This is a genomic window from Kangsaoukella pontilimi, from assembly GCF_009830125.1.
GTDB classification, from domain to species: domain Bacteria; phylum Pseudomonadota; class Alphaproteobacteria; order Rhodobacterales; family Rhodobacteraceae; genus Kangsaoukella; species Kangsaoukella pontilimi.
In genome coordinates this window covers 320,188-338,054 of the sequence record NZ_WUPT01000001.1, presented here as the reverse complement: position 1 = coordinate 338,054, position 17,867 = coordinate 320,188, and the positions used below count along the sequence as shown (strand labels likewise).

Below are 17,867 nucleotides of genomic sequence, written 5' to 3'. Positions count from 1 at the left end.
AAATATGCAAACTTATTGTCGCAGGCACCGCACCGCCGCTTCATCGCGCTTGCCCGGCTGAGCGCCCGTCACGTATGTCCAAGTCAGGGACACATGAGGGAGGGTTCACCCGATGGGCTACAGCGACATCTACGCGGCATGGAAGGCCGATCCGGAAGTCTTCTGGATGGACGCGGCCAAGGGGATCGACTGGATCACGCCGCCCTCCCGCGCGCTCGATGACAGCAACGCACCGCTTTACGAGTGGTTCACCGATGCCGAGGTCAACACCTGCTGGAACGCCGTCGACCGCCATGTCGAAGCCGGGAACGGCGGCCGCACCGCGATCATCTACGACAGCCCGGTCACGGACACGATCTCCTACATCACCTATGACGAACTCAGAATGCGTGTGGCCCGCCTCGCCGGTGCGCTCGCCGCGAAAGGCGTGACCAAGGGCGACCGGGTCGTCATCTACATGTCCATGGTGCCCGAGGCACTGGTCGCGATGCTGGCCGTGTCGCGCTTGGGCGCGATCCATTCGGTCGTCTTCGGGGGCTTTGCGGCGAACGAACTCGCCGTCCGCATCGACGACGCCAGGCCCAAGGCGATCATCGCCACCTCCTGTGGGATCGAGCCGGGCCGGACCGTCCATTACAAACCCCTCCTCGACGCCGCCATCGAAGAGGCCACGCACAAGCCCGACTTCTGCGTCATCTTCCAGCGCGAACAGGAACCGGCCGAGCTGATCCCGGGCCGCGACCACGACTGGCACGTGTTCCAGGACGGCGCCGAGCTGGCCGACTGCGTGCCCGTCAAAGGGTCCGACCCCGCCTATATCCTTTATACCTCCGGGACCACGGGCCAGCCCAAGGGTGTCGTCCGCCCCACCGCCGGGCATCTGGTGGCGCTCAACTGGACGATGAAGAACATCTACAATGTCGATCCGGGCGACGTGTACTGGGCCGCCTCCGACGTGGGCTGGGTCGTGGGGCACAGCTATATCTGCTATGCGCCGCTGATCCACGGCAACACAACGATCGTGTTCGAAGGCAAGCCCGTCGGCACACCCGACGCCGGCACCTTCTGGCGCGTGATCGACCAGCACAAGGTCAAGGTGCTTTTCACCGCGCCCACCGCCTTCCGCGCCATCAAGCGGCAGGATTCCAAGGGCGAATTCGTCGGCAAATACGACATCTCGTCCCTTCAGGCGCTGTTCCTCGCCGGTGAGCGTGCCGACCCCGACACGATCGAATGGGCCGAGAAACTGCTCGGCGTGCCGGTCATCGACCACTGGTGGCAGACCGAAACCGGCTGGGCGATCGCGGCCAACCCCCTCGGGATCGAGAAGCTGCCGGTCAAGATCGGCTCGCCCTCGGTTCCGATGCCAGGCTGGGACGTGCAGATCCTCGACGAGGCGGGCCATCCCGTCGCCGCCGGTGAACTGGGGGCCATCGCCGCCAAACTGCCGCTTCCGCCGGGCACACTGCCGACGCTCTGGCACGCCGAAGAGCGGTTCCGCAAAAGCTATCTCGACCACTTCCCCGGCTATTACGAGACGGGGGACGCGGGCTACATGGACGAGGACGGCTATCTCTACATCATGGCCCGCACCGATGACGTCATCAACGTCGCGGGGCATCGTCTGTCCACCGGCGGCATGGAAGAGGTTCTGGCCAGCCACCCCGACGTGGCAGAATGCGCCGTGATCGGCGTGACGGATGAACTCAAGGGCCAGTTGCCGCTCGGCTTCCTCTGCACCAACGCAGGCACCGAGAAGCCCGACGCAGAGATCGTTGCGGAATGCGTCAAGCTGGTCCGCGACAAGATCGGCCCCGTGGCGGCCTTCAAGCTGGCCGTCGTGGTCGACCGCCTGCCCAAGACGCGCTCGGGCAAGATCCTGCGTGCCACCATGGTCAAGATCGCCGATGGCGCCGAATTCAAGACGCCCGCCACCATCGACGACCCCGCCATCCTCGACGAGATCCGCGTGGCGCTGAAGGGCATCGGCTACGCCCCCGACGCGTAAAATTCGATACGAATTCTAGACAGAAAACCGGGTCCGATGTGGCCCGGTTTTTCATTTGGAAACACTCAAACTCTAGGCTCTGAACAGTTTTTCGGGACCTGGACATGTTGGGAAGTCGCAAGATCAGGGTGGCTGCCGGGATCTTCGTCCTCGCAGCCGTGTGGAACCTGCTTTGGCCGCGGGTCCACTTCTACGTCTCCACCGACGCCGTCATCGACGCGCCGGTCATCGCCGTGCGCGCGCCCGTGGACGGCACCATCGTCGCGGCGTCCCCCGGCCTCGGCGCTCCGGTGCGCCCCGAGACGACCCTCCTCCGGCTTCAGCGGAACCCGGATATGGAACTTGGCGCCGCCCGGCTGAGGGGCGAGGCGCTTGCCGCCCGGGCCGAGGTCGACGCGCTCGACGCCGAAATCGCCCGCACGAAGGGGCGCATCGCCGCGCTCGAAGACCGCGCGCGGCAGGAGGCGCGGATCGAGATCGCCTTCCTCACCGCCCGGCTGACCGAGGCTGTGGAAGAGCGCCGCCGATACGAGGCGCTCTGGGATCAGGCGGTCCGCGCGCTCGACCGGCAGCGCCGTCTGGGCGAGGCAGGCTCGGTGGCCGACGCCCGCGTCGAGGCCGCCGAAGGCGAGGTCGCCGTCGCCGACGCTCTGATCGCCGGGGCCGACGCCCGCATCGCCGCCATCCGTCTGGAGATCGAGGCGCTCGAAGCCGGGCTGCCCACGCCCTCCGGCACCGGACGGCGCGACGCGGCGCTCGACCGGCTGGAAGACCTCGGCCTGCTGGTCAGTGACCTCGCCACCCGCCGCGCCATCGCCCAAGGCCGTCTCGACGGGCTGACCGCGCGGCTGAGGGAGACCGGCGATCTCCCCGACATGCCCGAGCATTTCGCCCCCGCCGCCGCCACCACCGGTGTGATCTGGCGCCCGTCGCCGCCCGCCGGGGCCAGCGCGGCGCGGGGCGCCGACCTGGCCGAGGTGCTGGATTGCTCACGCCGCTTCCTCGAAGTCGTGCTGGACGAAAGCATTATCGAGCAGGTGCCGCCCGGCACGCCCGCGCGGGTGCGCCTCAGGGGGGCCGAGACGTCCTTCCTCGCCCGTGTCGCCTTTCGCCGGGCGGTCGGCGGCGGCACCGCGCTGACCCAGGAATTGCAGGACGAGCCCGCGAACATGCGGGGCGGCGGCGTCCGGGTCTACCTGACGCTGCCGCCTGCCGACATTGCCGCCGACGGGGTTGCCGAGCGTTTCTGCGATGTCGGGCGCACGGCCGAGGTTCAGATCGACCGCCCGCCGGTCCTGCCGCGCGTCGCCGCGTGGATCGAACGCGCCCGCGACTTTTTCGAACCCGAAGGCACGATCGCCGGAACCGGCCGCGCGGCCTCGTCGGGATAGGCGCGCCGCCCCGTGCCCGACACCACCCTGATCCCGTTTCTCCTGGTCATCGCGGCCGCCCTTCTGGTGCCGGCGCGCCGCGAGGGCGCACGGACCCGCACGGCGGCCATGACGCTCGGCTTCGCCGCGCTCCTCGCCGTCTATCTCTGGTGGCGCCTGACCCAGACCGTGCTGGTGGCCGAAGGGCTTTCGCCCGCCACCGTCTTCGTCTGGGTGGTGTTCCTGGCCGAGCTCTGGCTCTGGTACGAAACTCTGCATCTGATGACGATCCTTCTGGGCCAGACCGACCGCCGCGCGGAAGCCGACGCACATGAGGCGCGGCTCCGCGCGCTTCCGCCCGAAGACCTCCCCGATGTCGACGTCCTGATCGCCACCTATAACGAGCCGCTCGACGTGCTGGAAAAGACCATCGCGGGCGCCCTTGCGCTCGACTGGCCGGCGGAGCGGCTTCATATCCACGTGCTCGACGACGGTCGGCGCGACTGGCTTGCGCGCTACTGCGCCGAGCGGGGTGTGAACCACATGACGCGCCCCGACAACGCCCACGCCAAGGCGGGCAATATCAACGCCGCCATCCCCCGCACCCGCGCGCCCTTCCTTCTGGTGCTCGATGCCGATTTCGTCCCCCAGCGCCCCTTCCTCATGCGCGCCATCGGCTTTTTCGACGACCCGCGCATCGGCATCGTCCAGGCGCCCCATTTCTTCTTCAACGACACGCCCTTGCAGGCCAATGCCGAGATGCGCGACGCGCTCCCCGACGAGCAGAGGTTCTTCTTCGATGCGATCCAGCCGGGGCGCGACGGCTGGGACTGCGCCTTTTGCTGCGGCTCGAACGGCATCCTCCGGCGCAGCGCCATGGAAGAGATCGGCGGCGGGCTGCCCACCGACTCGATCACCGAGGATATGCTGCTGACCCTTGCGCTGATGCGGAAAGGCTACGTCACCCGCTACCTGGGCGAGCGTCTTGCGGTGGGCCTCGCGCCCGAAAGCATCGACGCCTATTTCGTCCAGCGCGAACGCTGGGCGCGGGGTGCGATCCAGATGCTCTACACGCCCCACGGCCCGCTCGGCCCCGGCCTGACGCTGCGCCAGCGCCTGATGTTCCTGCCCAGCCACTGGCTGTCGCAAAGCCTGTGCCAGCCGCTTGCGATGGCGACGCCCGCCATCTTCCTCTTCACCGGCTGGTCGCCCCTTCTGAATGCGGGGCTTGGCGATATCCTGTTCTACCAGATTCCGGCCATCGCCGCCGCCATGGCCTTCCTCGGCTTTCTGGCGCCGCGAGATTTCGCGCCCATCGCCTCGACCGTGGAAAGCGTGCTGCAATCGTTCCGCCTCGCGCCCAGCACGCTCCTGACGCTTGTCCGACCCCACGGCCACGCCTTCCGCGTCACGCCCAAGGGCAGCGATGCGGCCATGGGCGGCGAGGACCGCTTCACCATATCCGTCGCACTCTTTCTCCTTCTGGCGACGGGCACCGGCCTGTTCCTGAACGCCGATCTGGACCTGCGCCTCGTCGACGACATACAGCTTCTGCCCATGGTCGCCTTCTGGGCGGTGTTCAACATGGTCGTGCTGCTGATCGTGATCATGATGGCGGTCCCCCGCCCGCGCCTCCGCACCGAGGAACGCTTTCCACTCCGCGCGCTCTGCCGGGCCGAGGGGCCCGGCATCCGGGCGACGGGCGAGACGCGGAATGTCTCGCTGACCGGCGCGCTGATCGACTGCCATCCGTCCCCGGACGGGCCCTGCCCCGAGCGGGGCGACTGGGTGGCCCTGACCATCGCCGGCGTCGGGACAATCGCCGCCCGGATCGAGCGGGTCATGGACCACGGCGGGACCCCATCCTTGGGCGTCTCGTTCTGTCTTCCCGGCGGCCCCGTGCGCGACCGGCTGATCCAGACGCTCTTCGCCTCGGGCCTAGACACTCACGGCGCCCTGCCCGCGCGCGGGACCGGAACCCTCTTCCTGCTCCTTCACCGTGCGCTCCGCCGGGTCGAGCCGCCACCCGTCTTTCGCCGCCTCCAGGCCGAAGACCCGCCCCTCTGGCTGACCGAAAAGGTCGCCACCGCCGAGACCCCGTCGCTTGACGGTTCCGAAGGCCTGAGATGGGCGGTATAGTCGGGTCAGGACCAACCACGAACAACGGGACAAAGGTGGACCGACCACAGCCCCCCACGCTGCTGATCGTCGCCCAGGCCGGGCGCCTGACCTATGAGGCGGTGCTCTTTCTCGCCTCGCTTCGGCAGGCGGCCCCCGGCTGGACGGGTCGCGTGGTCTTGGCCGAACCGCTGCCCGGCCCGCTCTGGCCCGGCGATCCCGGCATCGACGACGATGAGGCCCGCGCCCTCCTGATCGAGATGGGGGCCGAGATCCGGGGCTTCGACAGCCTGCATTTCGGCGCCGCCTACCCCCATGGCAACAAGGTCGAGGCGCTGTCGGTGCTCGACCCCGACGAGCCGTTCCTCTTCTTCGACACGGACACGCTCATCACCGGCCCGCTCGACACCGTCGCCTTCGACCTCGACCGCCCCTCCGCGTCGATGGCGCGCGAGGGGACATGGCCCGAGATTCAGCTCTACGGCCCCGGCTACACCGAGACATGGCGCGCCATCTACGACCGCTTCGGCGTGCCGTTCGAGCCGACGCTCGACCTCGCCCAGCCCGACGAGCACTGGGAGCGGTACCTCTATTTCAACGCCGGCTGGTTCTACTACAGACGCGCCGGCGTCTTCCGCGCCGACATGCTCCGCGTGATGCTCGGCCTCCGCGACGATCCCCTGCCCGAGCTGGTCTGCCAGTCCTTCGACCCCTGGCTCGACCAGGTGGCGCTCCCGGTGGTGATCGCGGGGCTCGGCGGCGGCCGCCCCGGACCCGAGCTTGCCGGGCTCGACGGCGACATCACCTGGCACTGGCGCGCGCTGCCGCTGCTCTATGCCCGCGCCTCAGACGCGCAACTGGCCGCCTTCGAAGAGCTGACCGCCCCCAACCGGATCAAACGCGTCCTCAAACGCTACGAGCCCTTCCGCCGCATGATCTACCAGAACCGCGGCGGCAAGGTGCGCGCGCTTTTCGATCAGACCCGCCTGCCCCGCCCCGAACGCGCCCTCCGAAGCCGGATCAAGCGCGAGCGGCTCTGGCTACGGTGAGTTTCCTTGCAATCCCGCGCCCGGCCCCGCACTCTTGACCGCGAACGGCGCCCCAACCCGACAGACCCAACCGCCGGAGAGCCCTGATGACCGACACGCTCAAAGACAGCGACATCGCCGATCTGGTTGCGAAAAGCGTCGCACCCACCGGTCACGACGCCGTCAGGCAGTTGTTCAACGACGCCGGCGCCCGCGCGCCCGAGGTGATCTGGTCCCCGGGCACGGCGGATGTGCGCAACCCGCTCCTGAGGCAATTCCAGGCCATCGTCAAAGGCTACAAGGTCGACGGCCGTGTGCCCGCGAAATCGCTTCGGCTCGAGGATTTCGGCGGCCTGACCGAATGGCTGATGCTGCTTCAGCCCGTCGAGGACGGCGCCGATTTCGAGTACCTCGCCTATGGCTCCTCCATCACCGACAGCTTCGGCATGGACATGACGGGCCACCGCACGTCCGAATTCGGCGGCTATATCTCGACCTTCTTCCTCGGCCTCTACCGCGCCGTTCTCGCGCAGAAAGCCTGCGTCTATTCCGAGCACGAACCGCCCCGGAACGTCTTCGTCCGCGTCTGGCAGCGCCTCATCGTGCCGCTCTTCGACGAGGCCGGCGAGGTGGCGCGCATCCTCGTCCTGAACGTGCCCGATAACGAGCTTCGCGCGGGTCTCGAACTGATGGTGGACCCGGTCTTCGTCCTCCGGGGCGACGAAAGCGTGATCTACGCCAACCGCGCCGCGCAAAGCATCTTCCGCTTCACCCAGCGCGACGCCATCGGGCAATCGCTCGAAGCGGCAACCGGCGTGCCGCTGGAACTCGGCTGGGCGCCCGAAGACATGCTCAGCCAGCACAAGATCGACGACAGCGTGCGGCTGACCATCCGGGACGGCATCGTCGAACGCCTCGTGATGACCGTCAGCGCGACCCAGCACCGGGACGAGGCGTTCTACGTCGTCGTCATGCGCCTCATCGGTACCTGAGCCGCGCCGCCTAAAAACCCGGCTCGCCACCTCCGCCTCCGGTCTCCCTCCACCGCGACGCCACTCCGGCCCTCCCCGCCATGGCCGGCCCTGCACGCACACCACTTCCGCCTCCGGCCTCCCTCCACCGCGACGCCACATCGGCCCTCCCGCCATGGCCGGCCCTGCACGCACACCACTTCCGCCTCCGGCTTCCCCGCTTCGGGCCTCCTCCAGACCTCCCCGCGCGTCGGCCCCCGGCTCCGCCGCCCCGCCTCCCGCGCGCCCTCCCGGGGACCATGGCGGGTCACTCGCCTTCACGCCGCCCACCCGGCCCGCCCCACGTTTCCCGGTCGCGCCACCCTCCCGCGCAATCCCCCCACCTCGCACAGCGCCCCATCGTTTCTTCTGTTCGGAAATACTCCGGGGAGGTCCGGAGGGGTGGAACCCCTCAGGCGGATCGGACGCGAAGCGTCCGAATACCCCCCTCCGGCAGTCGCGTCCGAGCCTGAGCCGAGAGGCAGCGACGGTCGCCTCCATGCCGGTCTGAAAAACCCAGAGCCTTCCTGAACCCCTTGCAAATTCAAGCAACCGCTTTCGTGTCCGAGCCTGAGGAGAGAGGCCGCGAAATGCGGTTCCATGCGGTTCGGAAAGGCTCTAGTGTCGCGCCGGACCAATAACGGAGACAGGGACATGTCTGACAGGAAACAGGGATTCGACACCCTTCAGATTCACGCCGGCGCGAACCCGGATGCGGCCACGGGCGCCCGGCAGGTGCCAATCTATCAATCCACCGCCTTCGTCTTCAAGGATGCCGATCACGCCGCGCGGCTCTTCAACCTTCAGGAAGTGGGCTTCATCTATTCCCGCCTGACCAACCCCACGGTCATGGCGCTGGCCGAGCGGATCACCCATCTCGAAGGCGGCGCCGGCGGCGTCTGCTGCTCGTCGGGTCACGCGGCGCAGATCATGGCGCTCTACCCGCTGATGATGCCGGGCAGGAACATCGTCGCCTCCACGCGCCTCTACGGCGGCACCTATGCCCAGTTCCAGCACGTCTTCAAGCGCTTCGGCTGGGAATGCACCTTCGTCGATTTCGACGATCTGGACGCGGTCAAGGCGGCGATCAATGACGACACCCGCGCGATCTTCTGCGAGTCGATCGCCAACCCGGGCGGCTATATCACCGATCTCGACGCCATCGGGGACGTCGCGCGCGAGGCGGGACTGCCGCTCATCGTCGACAACACCTCGGCCACGCCCTATCTCTGCAACCCGATCAAGCACGGCGCCACGCTGGTCGTCCATTCGACAACCAAGTATCTGACCGGCAACGGCACCGTCACCGGCGGCTGCATCGTGGATTCGGGCACGTTCGACTGGTCGGCCTCGGGCAAGTTCCCGTCGCTCTCGGACCCCGAGCCCGCCTATCACGGGCTGAAGTTCCACGAGGCGCTCGGCCCCATGGCCTTCACCTTCCACTCCATCGCCATCGGCCTCCGCGATCTCGGCATGACCATGAACCCGCAGGGCGCGCATTACACGCTGATGGGGATCGAGACGCTGTCCTTGCGCATGCAGAAGCATGTCGAGAACGCGGTGAAGGTCGCCAAATGGCTCGAGGCCGACGACCGGATCGAGACGGTCACCTATGCCGGCCTGGAAAGCTCGCCCTACCACGACCGCGTGGCCAAGATCTGCCCGCGCGGCGCCGGCGGTCTCTTCACCTTCGCCGTCAAGGGCGGCTACGAGAACTGCGTCAAGCTGATCGATGCGGTCGAGCTTTTCAGCCATGTCGCCAACCTCGGTGACGCCCGCTCGCTCATCATCCACTCGGCCTCCACCACCCACCGCCAGCTGACCGACGAGCAGCGCGCGGCGGCGGGCGCGGGCGACAACGTGGTGCGCGTCTCCATCGGGATCGAGGATGCCGACGACATCATCGCCGATCTCGACCAGGCCCTGACCAAGGCGCTGGCCTGACACAAAAGGGCGGGGCGCGGCAAGCCGCCTGCCCCGGCCCAATTCTGCGGGAGGACAGCAATGGTCGACATCGCGACCAGGGTCTGGAACCACAAGTGGAAGATCGACCCGATCGTCCGCTCGCTCATCGACACTGATTTCTACAAGCTCCTGATGTGCCAGTCGATTTTCCGCAACAAGCCGGACACGACCGTCACGTTCAGCCTGATCAACCGCACCAAATCCGTCCGCCTCGCCGACCTCGTGGACGAGGGCGAGCTTCGCGAACAGCTCGACCACGTGCGGTCGCTCTCCCTCAGCCGCGGCGAATCCACCTGGCTCCGCGGCAACACCTTCTACGGCAAGCGCCAGATGTTCCGCTCCGACTTCATGGAGTGGTTCGAGACGATGTCGCTGCCCGACTACCACCTCGAAAAACGCGACGGCCAGTACGAGCTGACCTTTGAAGGCCGCTGGCACGAGGTCATGCTCTGGGAAATCCCGGCGCTCGCCATCCTGATGGAGCTTCGGGGCCGCGCCGTCCTCAGGGACATGGGCCGGTTCGAGCTTCAGGTCCTCTACGCCCGCGCCATGACCCGCGTCTGGGAAAAGGTCGAGGCGCTCCGCGACCTCCCCGATCTCAGGCTGGCCGATTTCGGCACCCGCCGGCGGCACTCCTTCCTCTGGCAGGACTGGTGCGTGCAGGCGCTCCACGAAGGGCTGGAAGACAGCTTCACCGGCACGTCGAACTGCCTCATCGCCAAGAACCGCGATCTCGAGGCGATCGGGACCAACGCCCACGAACTGCCCATGGTCTATTCCGCGCTCGCCCGGGACGACGCCGAACTTGCCCGCGCGCCCTATGACGTCCTCGCCGACTGGCACGAGGAACACGAGGGCAACCTCCGCATCATCCTGCCCGACACCTACGGCACGGATCAGTTCCTTGCCAACGCACCCGACTGGCTCGCCGGCTGGACGGGTATCCGGATCGACTCGGGCGACCCCGTCCAGGGCGCGGAAACCGCGATCCGCTGGTGGCAGGACCGGGGCGAGGACCCGACCGAAAAGCTCGTGATCTTCTCAGACGGGCTCGATGTCGACAAGATCCGCGAGCTGTCCGAGACCTTCCGGGGTCGCGTCCGCGTCAGCTTCGGCTGGGGCACGATGCTGACGAACGACTTCCGCGGGCTGGTGCCGGGCGACGCTCTCGCCCCCTTCAGCCTCGTCTGCAAAGCGGTCGCCGCCAACGGCCACCCCACGGTCAAACTCTCGGACAACCCGAGGAAAGCCATGGGCCCGGCGGAGGAAATCGAACGCTACAAACGCGTCTTCGGCGTCGGGCGCCAGGAGGAACTGGAGGTCGTCGTCTGAGCCGCCACGCTCTCCCCCGCAGACCGCCCGCGCCCCGCCGCACGCCCTGCTCCCGAGAGCGCCCCTTCTCCCCCCTTCGCCTGTTCTCAAATATCCCGGGGGAGTCGCGGTCACGCGGACCCGCATTTCGATCTTCAATTGCAGCACCAATCGCTGCCTCGCGCCTCCAGCGCGACCGCAATTGGTGAAACAATTCTCGTGGATCGAAACGCTTGCGGAGGCAGAGCCCCCGAACAAAACATCGCGTGCGCGCGCCAGCGCGCTCCGCTGGATCACGGCCCGCCGGCCTAGCGCCGCGTGAACCGTCCCGATATCGGCAAATGGTCCGAGGCGATGCGCGTCACCGGCGTCTCGATAACCCGCGCGTCCTCGATGGCCACGTCCCGCGACACCACGAACCGGTCTAGGCTCGCCACAGGCCGCGACGCGTGGAACGTCCGCCCCGGCGCGTGCACCTCGTAGTCCGCGAAAGCGTCGAACCCCTTGGTGGCGGACCATTCGTTGAAATCGCCCATGATGATCGTGGGTCGCCGGTCGCGGGCGGCCAGCGCCTCGCGGATCGCCGTTTTCTGCGCCTGCCGGGATTGCCGGAGCAGGCCCAGATGCACCGCCACCACGCGCCAGTCCAGCCCGTCCAGCCCGAAATCCACGATCAGCGCGCCCCTCGGCTCCAGCCCAGGCAGATGGATCGCGTCGGCCTCATGCAGATCGACCCGGCCCGTGACCAGAACCGCGTTCCCGTGCCAGCCGAGGCTGCCGGGGTGGCTGTCCACCTCGACCGGGCGATACTGCGTCTCGGCGGCGATCAGGTGCCCCGGCAGGGACGCCGGCCGGTTCCCCAGCCGCTTGTCCGCCTCCTGCAGCGCCACGATATCGGCCTCCAGCCCCGCCAGCACCCGCGCCGTCCGGCGCGGATCGCGGCGCCAGTCGAGGCCGACGCATTTCCGGATATTCCAACTGGCAGCTTGCAGGGCGGACATGTAGGTCTAATTCCGATAGGTTGGTTCTGGTTCAGATATGGTGGCCGTATGCCTCTTCAAACAAAAGACATTCCCTATCTGACGTGGATCGTCTGGGTGATCATGCTCGCGGCCGGCGTTTTCGCGCTCGTGACGCAACACTGGTCCAACGTCTTCATGATCGTGACCGCTTTGTTTTTCACCGTTCTTCCGGCCATCTTCTCTCGCCGCTTCGCGATCCGTCTGCCCCTCAGCTTCCTCGCCGCGATTTCGCTTTTCGTCTTCGGCACGCTCTTTCTGGGCGAGGTCTTCGACTTCTACGACCGTTTCTGGTGGTGGGACGTGCTCCTCCACGGCGCCTCCGCCGTAGGTCTGGGCATCATCGGCTTCGTCTTTGTCTTCTACCTTTTTGAAGGCGACAAATACGCCGCCCCGCCCTGGGCGCTCGCCTTCATCGCCTTCTGCTTCGCGGTGATGATCGGCGCGGTCTGGGAGATCTTCGAGTTCGGGATGGACCAGATCTTCGGCCTGAACATGCAGAAAAGCGGGCTTGTCGACACCATGGCCGACCTGATCGTCGACTGCATCGGCGCCTTCCTCGGGGCCTTCTCGGGCTTCCTCTGGCTCAAGGGCACGCAGCTTGGACCGTCCGGCATGATCGAGGAATTCGTCGTCCTGAACCGCCGCGGCTTCGAGCGGCTGAAGGACGCGCGCGAGCGTCGCCGTGCCAGGCGGGAAAACGGCTGATGCCGCGTCTCGTCCGTCTCTATATCCGTCAATGCCTTCTGGGGCTGGCGCTCGGGATCGCCTTCTCGATGCTGCTCGTGGTGCTGAACGTCGCCAATCTCGGCCATCTCGTCATCCATGTGGACGGCGGCTGGCTGGCCTTTGCGCTTCTGTCGCTCTTCAACGGGCTTGTCTTCGCCGGGGTCCAGTTCGGGATCACCGTCATGGGCATGGACGACGGCACGAACGGCCGGAACGGGGAAAAGTGACGGGACCACCGCGACCGTAGGGGCAACTCAATTCCCGAGGACCTGTTTGCACAGGTGGGCGCCAGGTAACCGGACCACGATCCAGCCAGAGCCAGCTCCCTCGGAAGTATTTAAGGCCACCGGAATTTGTCCCCGGCACGGGAAGGGCAGAACCCGCCACGCGCTGGACATAAGCCGGAGAGCGGTCTCCGGCAAGGGGTGTGCGGAAAAGTCATGCCCCCCGCCCGGCCCCGCGACCCTTTGTTAAGACTTGTAAAATGTTCCTTATTTGTTCACAGTTGTGAACATGCCCGACGACCGCCTCTCCTCCCTGCCCGACACCCCCGTTCCGAAGCCGGGTCAGCTTCTGGCGCGCGGCGTCTGCCGGCATCTCGACAGCCATGATTTCGTGACCGTGGAAGAGCTGATTCCGACGGCGGGTCTCCGCGTCGATGTGATGGCGCTCGGTCCCAAGGGAGAAGTCTGGATAATCGAATGCAAGTCGAGCCGGGCGGATTTCCAGTCGGATCAGAAGTGGCAGGGCTATCTGGAATGGTGCGACCGGTATTTCTGGGCGGTCGACGATGCCTTCCCGACCGACCTTCTGCCCGAGGGGACGGGGCTGATGATCGCCGACGCCTATGACGCCGAGATCCTGCGGATGGGCCCGGAGTCCAAACTGGCTCCGGCGCGGAGGAAGGTCATGGTCCAGAAATTCGCCCGTCACGCGGCGCGGCGCTGGCACGCGGCGCGCGATCCGGGCTTTACGTCTTCTTGGGGCCTTTAGCGCCTTTCGACGCCATGGCGCGCGCACGCTGCGCGGCGGCGCGGATCTCGTCGGCGATCTCTTCGGCCTCGTCGGGCTCGAAATCCATCGGCACCTCGACACCGTCCCCCTCGACATAGATGCGCACCATGCCAAGGCTGGTCGGGCCGATCTGAAGATTGGCGGTCACGTCGCTTTCGGAATTGATGCCCATGGCACGAAGACTCCTGAAGTTCGCCGAAGCCCTAGCGAGGGGTGTCGCGGAGGGCAAGTCATTTGCCTTGTTTCTCTCCCCGGCAGATGCCAGCCTCCGCCGCCATGAAGGCGGACGATATCTCATTCCGACGGGCGACTGCGGACGACGCGGACTGGCTCGTCACGCGTCATGCCGAACTCTACCGGGAAAGCGACGGTTTCGACGAGACTTTCGGTGAATTCGTCGCGCGCATCGTTGACGACTACTTCATGAACGAGAACCGGAGGCTCGAACGGGGCTGGATCGCGGAAGCGGATGGCAGGCGGCTGGGGTCGATCTTCTGCACCGTGACCGACACCCCCGAGATCGCCCGGCTGCGCCTGTTCTTCCTCGAGCCCGAAGCGCGCGGGCTGGGGTTGGGGGGGCGCCTTCTCGATTCATGCCTCGGCTTCGCGAGAGAGGCGGGGTATCGCCGGATCGTCCTCTGGACGCGCGAAAGTCACCGCGCCGCATGCCGTCTCTATGAAAGCCGGGGCTTTGAGAAGGGCGCATCGACCACGACGACCAGCTTCGGCGCGCGGATGATCGAGGTCGACTATGCCCGCGATCTCGACTGACCAGCCTCTTGCAATCGTCGGCTTCGGGCGCTAATTCCCGCGGGCGTGCCGCCTTAGCTCAGTTGGTTAGAGCGCTGGATTGTGGATCCAGAGGTCCCCTGTTCAAGCCAGGGAGGCGGTACCACCTCTCCCTGACCGAGCAAGTGCTTTACCGACGCGCCCGGAACGTGCAAGTTCGCCCCATGCGCATCGCCGTCCTGTCGGATATCCACGGAAATATCGCCGCGTTGGAAGCGGTTATCGCGGATATCGCACGCCGGTCCGTGGATGCGACCGTGAACCTTGGTGACACGCTGTCCGGCCCGTTCGACGCGGCCGCCGTGGCCGACCGGGTGATGGCCGAGGGCTGGCCCACGGTAAGCGGGAATCACGACCACGCCCTCTGGGACCGCTCGCGCGACCAGATGGGGCTTTGGGAAACATGGATCATCGACGACCTGTCGGAAGCCCATCTGGACTGGCTCCGCGCCCTGCCCACGACCCAGACGCTGGAGGACGCGTTTTTCTGCCACGCCACGCCCGAGAGCGATGAAGAGGACTGGCTGGACTATCGCAGCAGCCTGAACCGCGTGGCCGCGCGGGACCTGCCCGAGGTGATGGCCCGCCTTGGCGGCGTGACCGCGCCCGCCATCGGCTGCGGGCATACCCATACGCCGCGCGCTGTGCGCCTGCCCACGGGACAGCTTGTGGTCAATCCGGGCTCGGTCGGGTGCCCCGCCTATCACGACACGCGGTTCGACCCGGCCTTCATTCAGGAAAGCGGCGCGCCGGATGCGCGCTATGCGATCCTTGAACGATCCGAGGACGGCTGGACCGGCACCCTTCTGACGGTGCCCTATGACAGCCGCGAGATGGCGGCGATGGCTCGCGCCAAGGGGGCCGAAAGCTGGGCACGTGCGGTCGAGACCGGGTGGATCACCGGGGAAGGCTGACCGGCACGTCCTGAAGCACGGCGCCCGTCGTCCGATCGAGGATCAGGATACGCCCGTCCCCTGTCACAACCGCGATCCAGCCGCGGCCGAAGGTCACCGCCTCGGCCGTCACCCCTTCGGGCAGGGTCAGACCGTCAGGCAGGGACGGCGAGGGCGGCGTCTGCAAGCGGATGACAAGCAGCACGACGATCGTTAGAACGCCGAAAATCATCGTGGCGGTCAGGACCGTCACCAGCCGCCTGAGGAACACAAGGTTCCGGTCATCTGGCCGGGTGCCGTCGTCATCATCCATGTCAGACATATCCATCACCGTCCGGATCGGCGCCCTGCCGCCGTCGCGCCTTGATAAGGCGCTTGCCCGCGATGTGCCAGAGGAGGCGCATCTGTCGCGGTCGCGCCTTGCCCGGCTGATCGCCGAGGGTGCGGTCCGGCGGGACGGCGTCGCGGTGACCGATACCAAGGCCGCCGTGGCAGAGGGCGATCTGTTCGAGATCACCGTCGCAGAAGCGGTCGAAAGCGACATGGTGGCCGAGGCGATCCCGCTGGATATCCTGTTCGAGGATGACGACCTGCTGGTGGTGAACAAGCCCGCCGGCATGGTCGTCCATCCAGCGCCAGGCTCGCCCACCGGCACGCTGGTCAATGCGCTGATGCACCATTTCGGGGACAACCTCTCGGGGGTCGGCGGCGAGAAGCGGCCCGGCATCGTTCACCGAATCGACAAGGATACTTCGGGTCTTCTGGTGGTGGCCAAATCCGACGCCGCGCATCACGGGCTGGCGGCGCAATTCGCAGATCACTCGATCGAGCGGCAGTATCTGGCGCTTTGCTACGGGGTGCCGGATGCGGGGTCGCCCCGGCTGAGGGGTGTCCGGGGCGTCAGCATCGAACAAGGCAACACGATCAAGATCACGACCAACCTTGCCCGACACAAAACCGACCGCCAGAAGCAGGCGGTTCTGTTTCAGGGCGGGCGGCACGCGGTGACGCGGGTTCAGGTGCTTGAAACATTCGGGGATCATGCGGCGCTGATTTCGTGCCGGCTTGAAACAGGACGCACGCATCAGATCCGGGTGCATCTGGCCCATGCGGGGCATGGTCTGATCGGTGATCCGGTCTATGGCGGGCGGCGGAAGATGCCGGCGACTGCGGCAGGTGCGGAGGCGGCGAAAACCTTTTCCCGTCAGGCACTTCACGCGGCCACGCTGGGATTCGATCACCCGGTGACGGGGGACGGGATGCGTTTTGAAGCGCCCCTGCCGGAGGATCTTGCCGCGCTTCTGGCCGCGCTGAGGGGTCTGTGAGCATTTGCACAGACGCCCCGCCAATTCTGCTGATTACCTGCACATATATGTGATGTAACGGTCCCGTGTCTGGAACACGGAACAGATGACGTCCACTTTTCATTCATTCCGCAGAGATATTTTTGCGGCGCGACACTTGAACTGAACGGATCAGTTCACCACCTATGTTAAGCGTCGATACATGGACGCGCACGACCAGGGAGAACAACGATGGCGAATTATGCGAACCTTCCCGCGCCGTCCCCGGAAGGCGGGCTGAACCGGTACCTTCAGGAAATCCGGAAGTTTCCGATGCTGGAGCCGGAAGAGGAATACATGCTGGCCAAGCGGTGGGTCGAAGACCAGGACACCGAGGCGGCCCACAAGATGGTCACGTCGCATCTGCGTCTCGCCGCCAAGATCGCCATGGGCTATCGCGGCTATGGCCTGCCGCAGGCCGAGGTGATCTCGGAGGCGAATGTGGGCCTGATGCAGGCGGTCAAGCGGTTCGACCCGGAAAAGGGGTTCCGGCTGGCGACCTATGCGATGTGGTGGATCCGCGCCTCGATCCAGGAATACATCCTGCGCTCGTGGAGCCTTGTGAAGCTGGGCACGACCTCGGCGCAGAAGAAGCTGTTCTTCAACCTGCGGAAGGCCAAGGCGCGCATCGGTGCGCTGGAAGACGGCGACCTGCGGCCCGAGCATGTCGAGAAGATCGCCCATGATCTGAATGTGACCGTGGACGAGGTCATCTCGATGAACCGGCGCCTTTCGGGCGGCGACGCGTCGCTGAACGCGACGATCTCGGCCGATGGCGAGGGTGCCGCGCAGTGGCAGGACTGGCTGGAGGACGAGGACGCCGATCAGGCGAGCGACTTTGAAGCGAAAGACGAGCTGGAAGTGCGGCGCGAACTGCTGGCCGCGGCGATGGACGTGCTGAACGAGCGCGAGCAGGACATCCTGACCCAGCGGCGGCTGATGGACAATCCGGTGACGCTGGAAGAGCTGTCGGGCCAGTACGACGTGAGCCGCGAGCGCATCCGGCAGATCGAGGTCCGGGCCTTCGAGAAGCTGCAGAAGCGGATGCAGGAGCTGGCCAAGGACAAGGGAATTCTCGAAACGGCGTGAGGCCCTCCCTCCTCATGACCGGGTCGTGACAGAGCCCCGCGCCGTTCCCCCCGGCGCGGGGCCTTTTTTTTGTGTGTGCGTCTCAGACGCGGCGGGCAGAGGGGCTGTCCGCGCGTGGCGACTTTGAGCCCAAGCATTGCTTTCAGGTGTCGCCAGCCTGCGCTGCGCCCGAGGTGAAGGG

General features: G+C 66.5%; 17 protein-coding genes and 1 tRNA gene. 15 read left to right on the top strand and 3 right to left on the bottom strand.

Going from position 1 to position 17,867, the window contains the following annotated elements; all coding sequences use genetic code 11:
* Positions 1 to 112 precede the first annotated feature (112 nt).
* From GQ651_RS01770 to pncB, 7 genes are all read left to right on the top strand, one after another.
* Positions 113 to 2,008: a propionyl-CoA synthetase gene (locus tag GQ651_RS01770; RefSeq protein WP_160762497.1), complete on the top strand. Its 1,896-nt coding sequence runs from the start codon at positions 113 to 115 to the stop codon at positions 2,006 to 2,008.
* 104 nt (positions 2,009 to 2,112) lie between these two features.
* A complete protein-coding gene (locus GQ651_RS01765) occupies positions 2,113 to 3,399 on the top strand; it encodes a hypothetical protein (protein ID WP_160762496.1) in 1,287 nt (428 codons plus the stop codon).
* Positions 3,400 to 3,411: 12 nt separating this feature from the next.
* On the top strand, positions 3,412 to 5,517 hold the full coding sequence (locus GQ651_RS01760; protein ID WP_160762495.1) for a glycosyltransferase family 2 protein: 2,106 nt from the start codon (positions 3,412 to 3,414) through the stop codon (positions 5,515 to 5,517).
* A gap of 35 nt (positions 5,518 to 5,552) precedes the next feature.
* Positions 5,553 to 6,545, top strand: coding sequence for a hypothetical protein (locus tag GQ651_RS01755; RefSeq protein WP_160762494.1), 993 nt, complete (start codon positions 5,553 to 5,555; stop codon positions 6,543 to 6,545).
* Positions 6,546 to 6,631: 86 nt separating this feature from the next.
* Positions 6,632 to 7,516 carry a PAS domain-containing protein gene (locus GQ651_RS01750; protein WP_160762493.1) on the top strand — a complete coding sequence of 295 codons (885 nt, stop codon included), beginning with the start codon at positions 6,632 to 6,634 and terminating at the stop codon, positions 7,514 to 7,516.
* Positions 7,517 to 8,188: 672 nt separating this feature from the next.
* Complete coding sequence (locus GQ651_RS01745; protein WP_160762492.1) at positions 8,189 to 9,478, top strand: O-acetylhomoserine aminocarboxypropyltransferase/cysteine synthase family protein; 1,290 nt, start codon at positions 8,189 to 8,191, stop codon at positions 9,476 to 9,478.
* A gap of 60 nt (positions 9,479 to 9,538) precedes the next feature.
* Positions 9,539 to 10,831 carry a nicotinate phosphoribosyltransferase gene (pncB, locus tag GQ651_RS01740; protein ID WP_160762491.1) on the top strand — a complete coding sequence of 431 codons (1,293 nt, stop codon included), beginning with the start codon at positions 9,539 to 9,541 and terminating at the stop codon, positions 10,829 to 10,831.
* Positions 10,832 to 11,118: 287 nt separating this feature from the next.
* On the opposite strand, the gene GQ651_RS01735 is transcribed toward pncB, so the two are convergent.
* On the bottom strand, positions 11,119 to 11,811 hold the full coding sequence (locus GQ651_RS01735; protein WP_160762490.1) for an endonuclease/exonuclease/phosphatase family protein: 693 nt from the start codon (positions 11,809 to 11,811) through the stop codon (positions 11,119 to 11,121).
* 48 nt (positions 11,812 to 11,859) lie between these two features.
* On the opposite strand from GQ651_RS01735, the gene GQ651_RS01730 reads away from it, so the two are divergent.
* The 3 genes from GQ651_RS01730 to GQ651_RS01720 all read left to right on the top strand — a co-directional run bounded on the left by GQ651_RS01730 (position 11,860) and on the right by GQ651_RS01720 (position 13,551).
* Positions 11,860 to 12,537, top strand: coding sequence for a hypothetical protein (locus GQ651_RS01730; protein WP_227257930.1), 678 nt, complete (start codon positions 11,860 to 11,862; stop codon positions 12,535 to 12,537).
* Entirely contained in the window at positions 12,537 to 12,785 is a 249-nt protein-coding gene (locus GQ651_RS01725) for a hypothetical protein (RefSeq protein WP_160762489.1), read from the top strand. The genes GQ651_RS01730 and GQ651_RS01725 overlap by 1 nt, the downstream gene beginning before the upstream one ends.
* Positions 12,786 to 13,071: 286 nt before the next feature.
* Positions 13,072 to 13,551, top strand: a complete 480-nt coding sequence (locus GQ651_RS01720) for an MmcB family DNA repair protein (protein WP_160762488.1) — start codon at positions 13,072 to 13,074, stop codon at positions 13,549 to 13,551.
* Here the strand turns inward: GQ651_RS01720 and GQ651_RS01715 are convergent.
* The gene (locus GQ651_RS01715) at positions 13,529 to 13,744 is read right to left on the bottom strand and encodes a DUF6324 family protein (protein WP_160762487.1); all 216 of its coding nucleotides are present in this window, start codon (positions 13,742 to 13,744) and stop codon (positions 13,529 to 13,531) included. The genes GQ651_RS01720 and GQ651_RS01715 overlap by 23 nt on opposite strands.
* Before the next feature lie 86 nt (positions 13,745 to 13,830).
* Between GQ651_RS01715 and GQ651_RS01710 the strand changes: the two genes are divergently transcribed.
* From GQ651_RS01710 to GQ651_RS01700, 3 genes are all read left to right on the top strand, one after another.
* Entirely contained in the window at positions 13,831 to 14,343 is a 513-nt protein-coding gene (locus tag GQ651_RS01710) for a GNAT family N-acetyltransferase (RefSeq protein ID WP_227257929.1), read from the top strand.
* 47 nt (positions 14,344 to 14,390) lie between these two features.
* Positions 14,391 to 14,467, top strand: a tRNA-His gene (locus GQ651_RS01705).
* Between the two features lie 58 nt (positions 14,468 to 14,525).
* Positions 14,526 to 15,275, top strand: a complete 750-nt coding sequence (locus GQ651_RS01700) for a metallophosphoesterase family protein (protein WP_160762486.1) — start codon at positions 14,526 to 14,528, stop codon at positions 15,273 to 15,275.
* Here GQ651_RS01700 and GQ651_RS01695 read toward each other — a convergent pair.
* Positions 15,259 to 15,576: a DUF6476 family protein gene (locus tag GQ651_RS01695; RefSeq protein ID WP_227257928.1), complete on the bottom strand. Its 318-nt coding sequence runs from the start codon at positions 15,574 to 15,576 to the stop codon at positions 15,259 to 15,261. The two genes, GQ651_RS01700 and GQ651_RS01695, sit on opposite strands and share 17 nt — an antisense overlap.
* Here GQ651_RS01695 and GQ651_RS01690 point away from each other — a divergent pair.
* Together GQ651_RS01690 and rpoH are read left to right on the top strand one after the other, a co-directional pair.
* Positions 15,566 to 16,579, top strand: a complete 1,014-nt coding sequence (locus GQ651_RS01690; protein WP_160762485.1) for an RluA family pseudouridine synthase — start codon at positions 15,566 to 15,568, stop codon at positions 16,577 to 16,579. The two genes, GQ651_RS01695 and GQ651_RS01690, sit on opposite strands and share 11 nt — an antisense overlap.
* Positions 16,580 to 16,789: 210 nt before the next feature.
* Complete coding sequence (rpoH, locus tag GQ651_RS01685; protein WP_160762484.1) at positions 16,790 to 17,686, top strand: RNA polymerase sigma factor RpoH; 897 nt, start codon at positions 16,790 to 16,792, stop codon at positions 17,684 to 17,686.
* Positions 17,687 to 17,867: the final 181 nt, after the last annotated feature.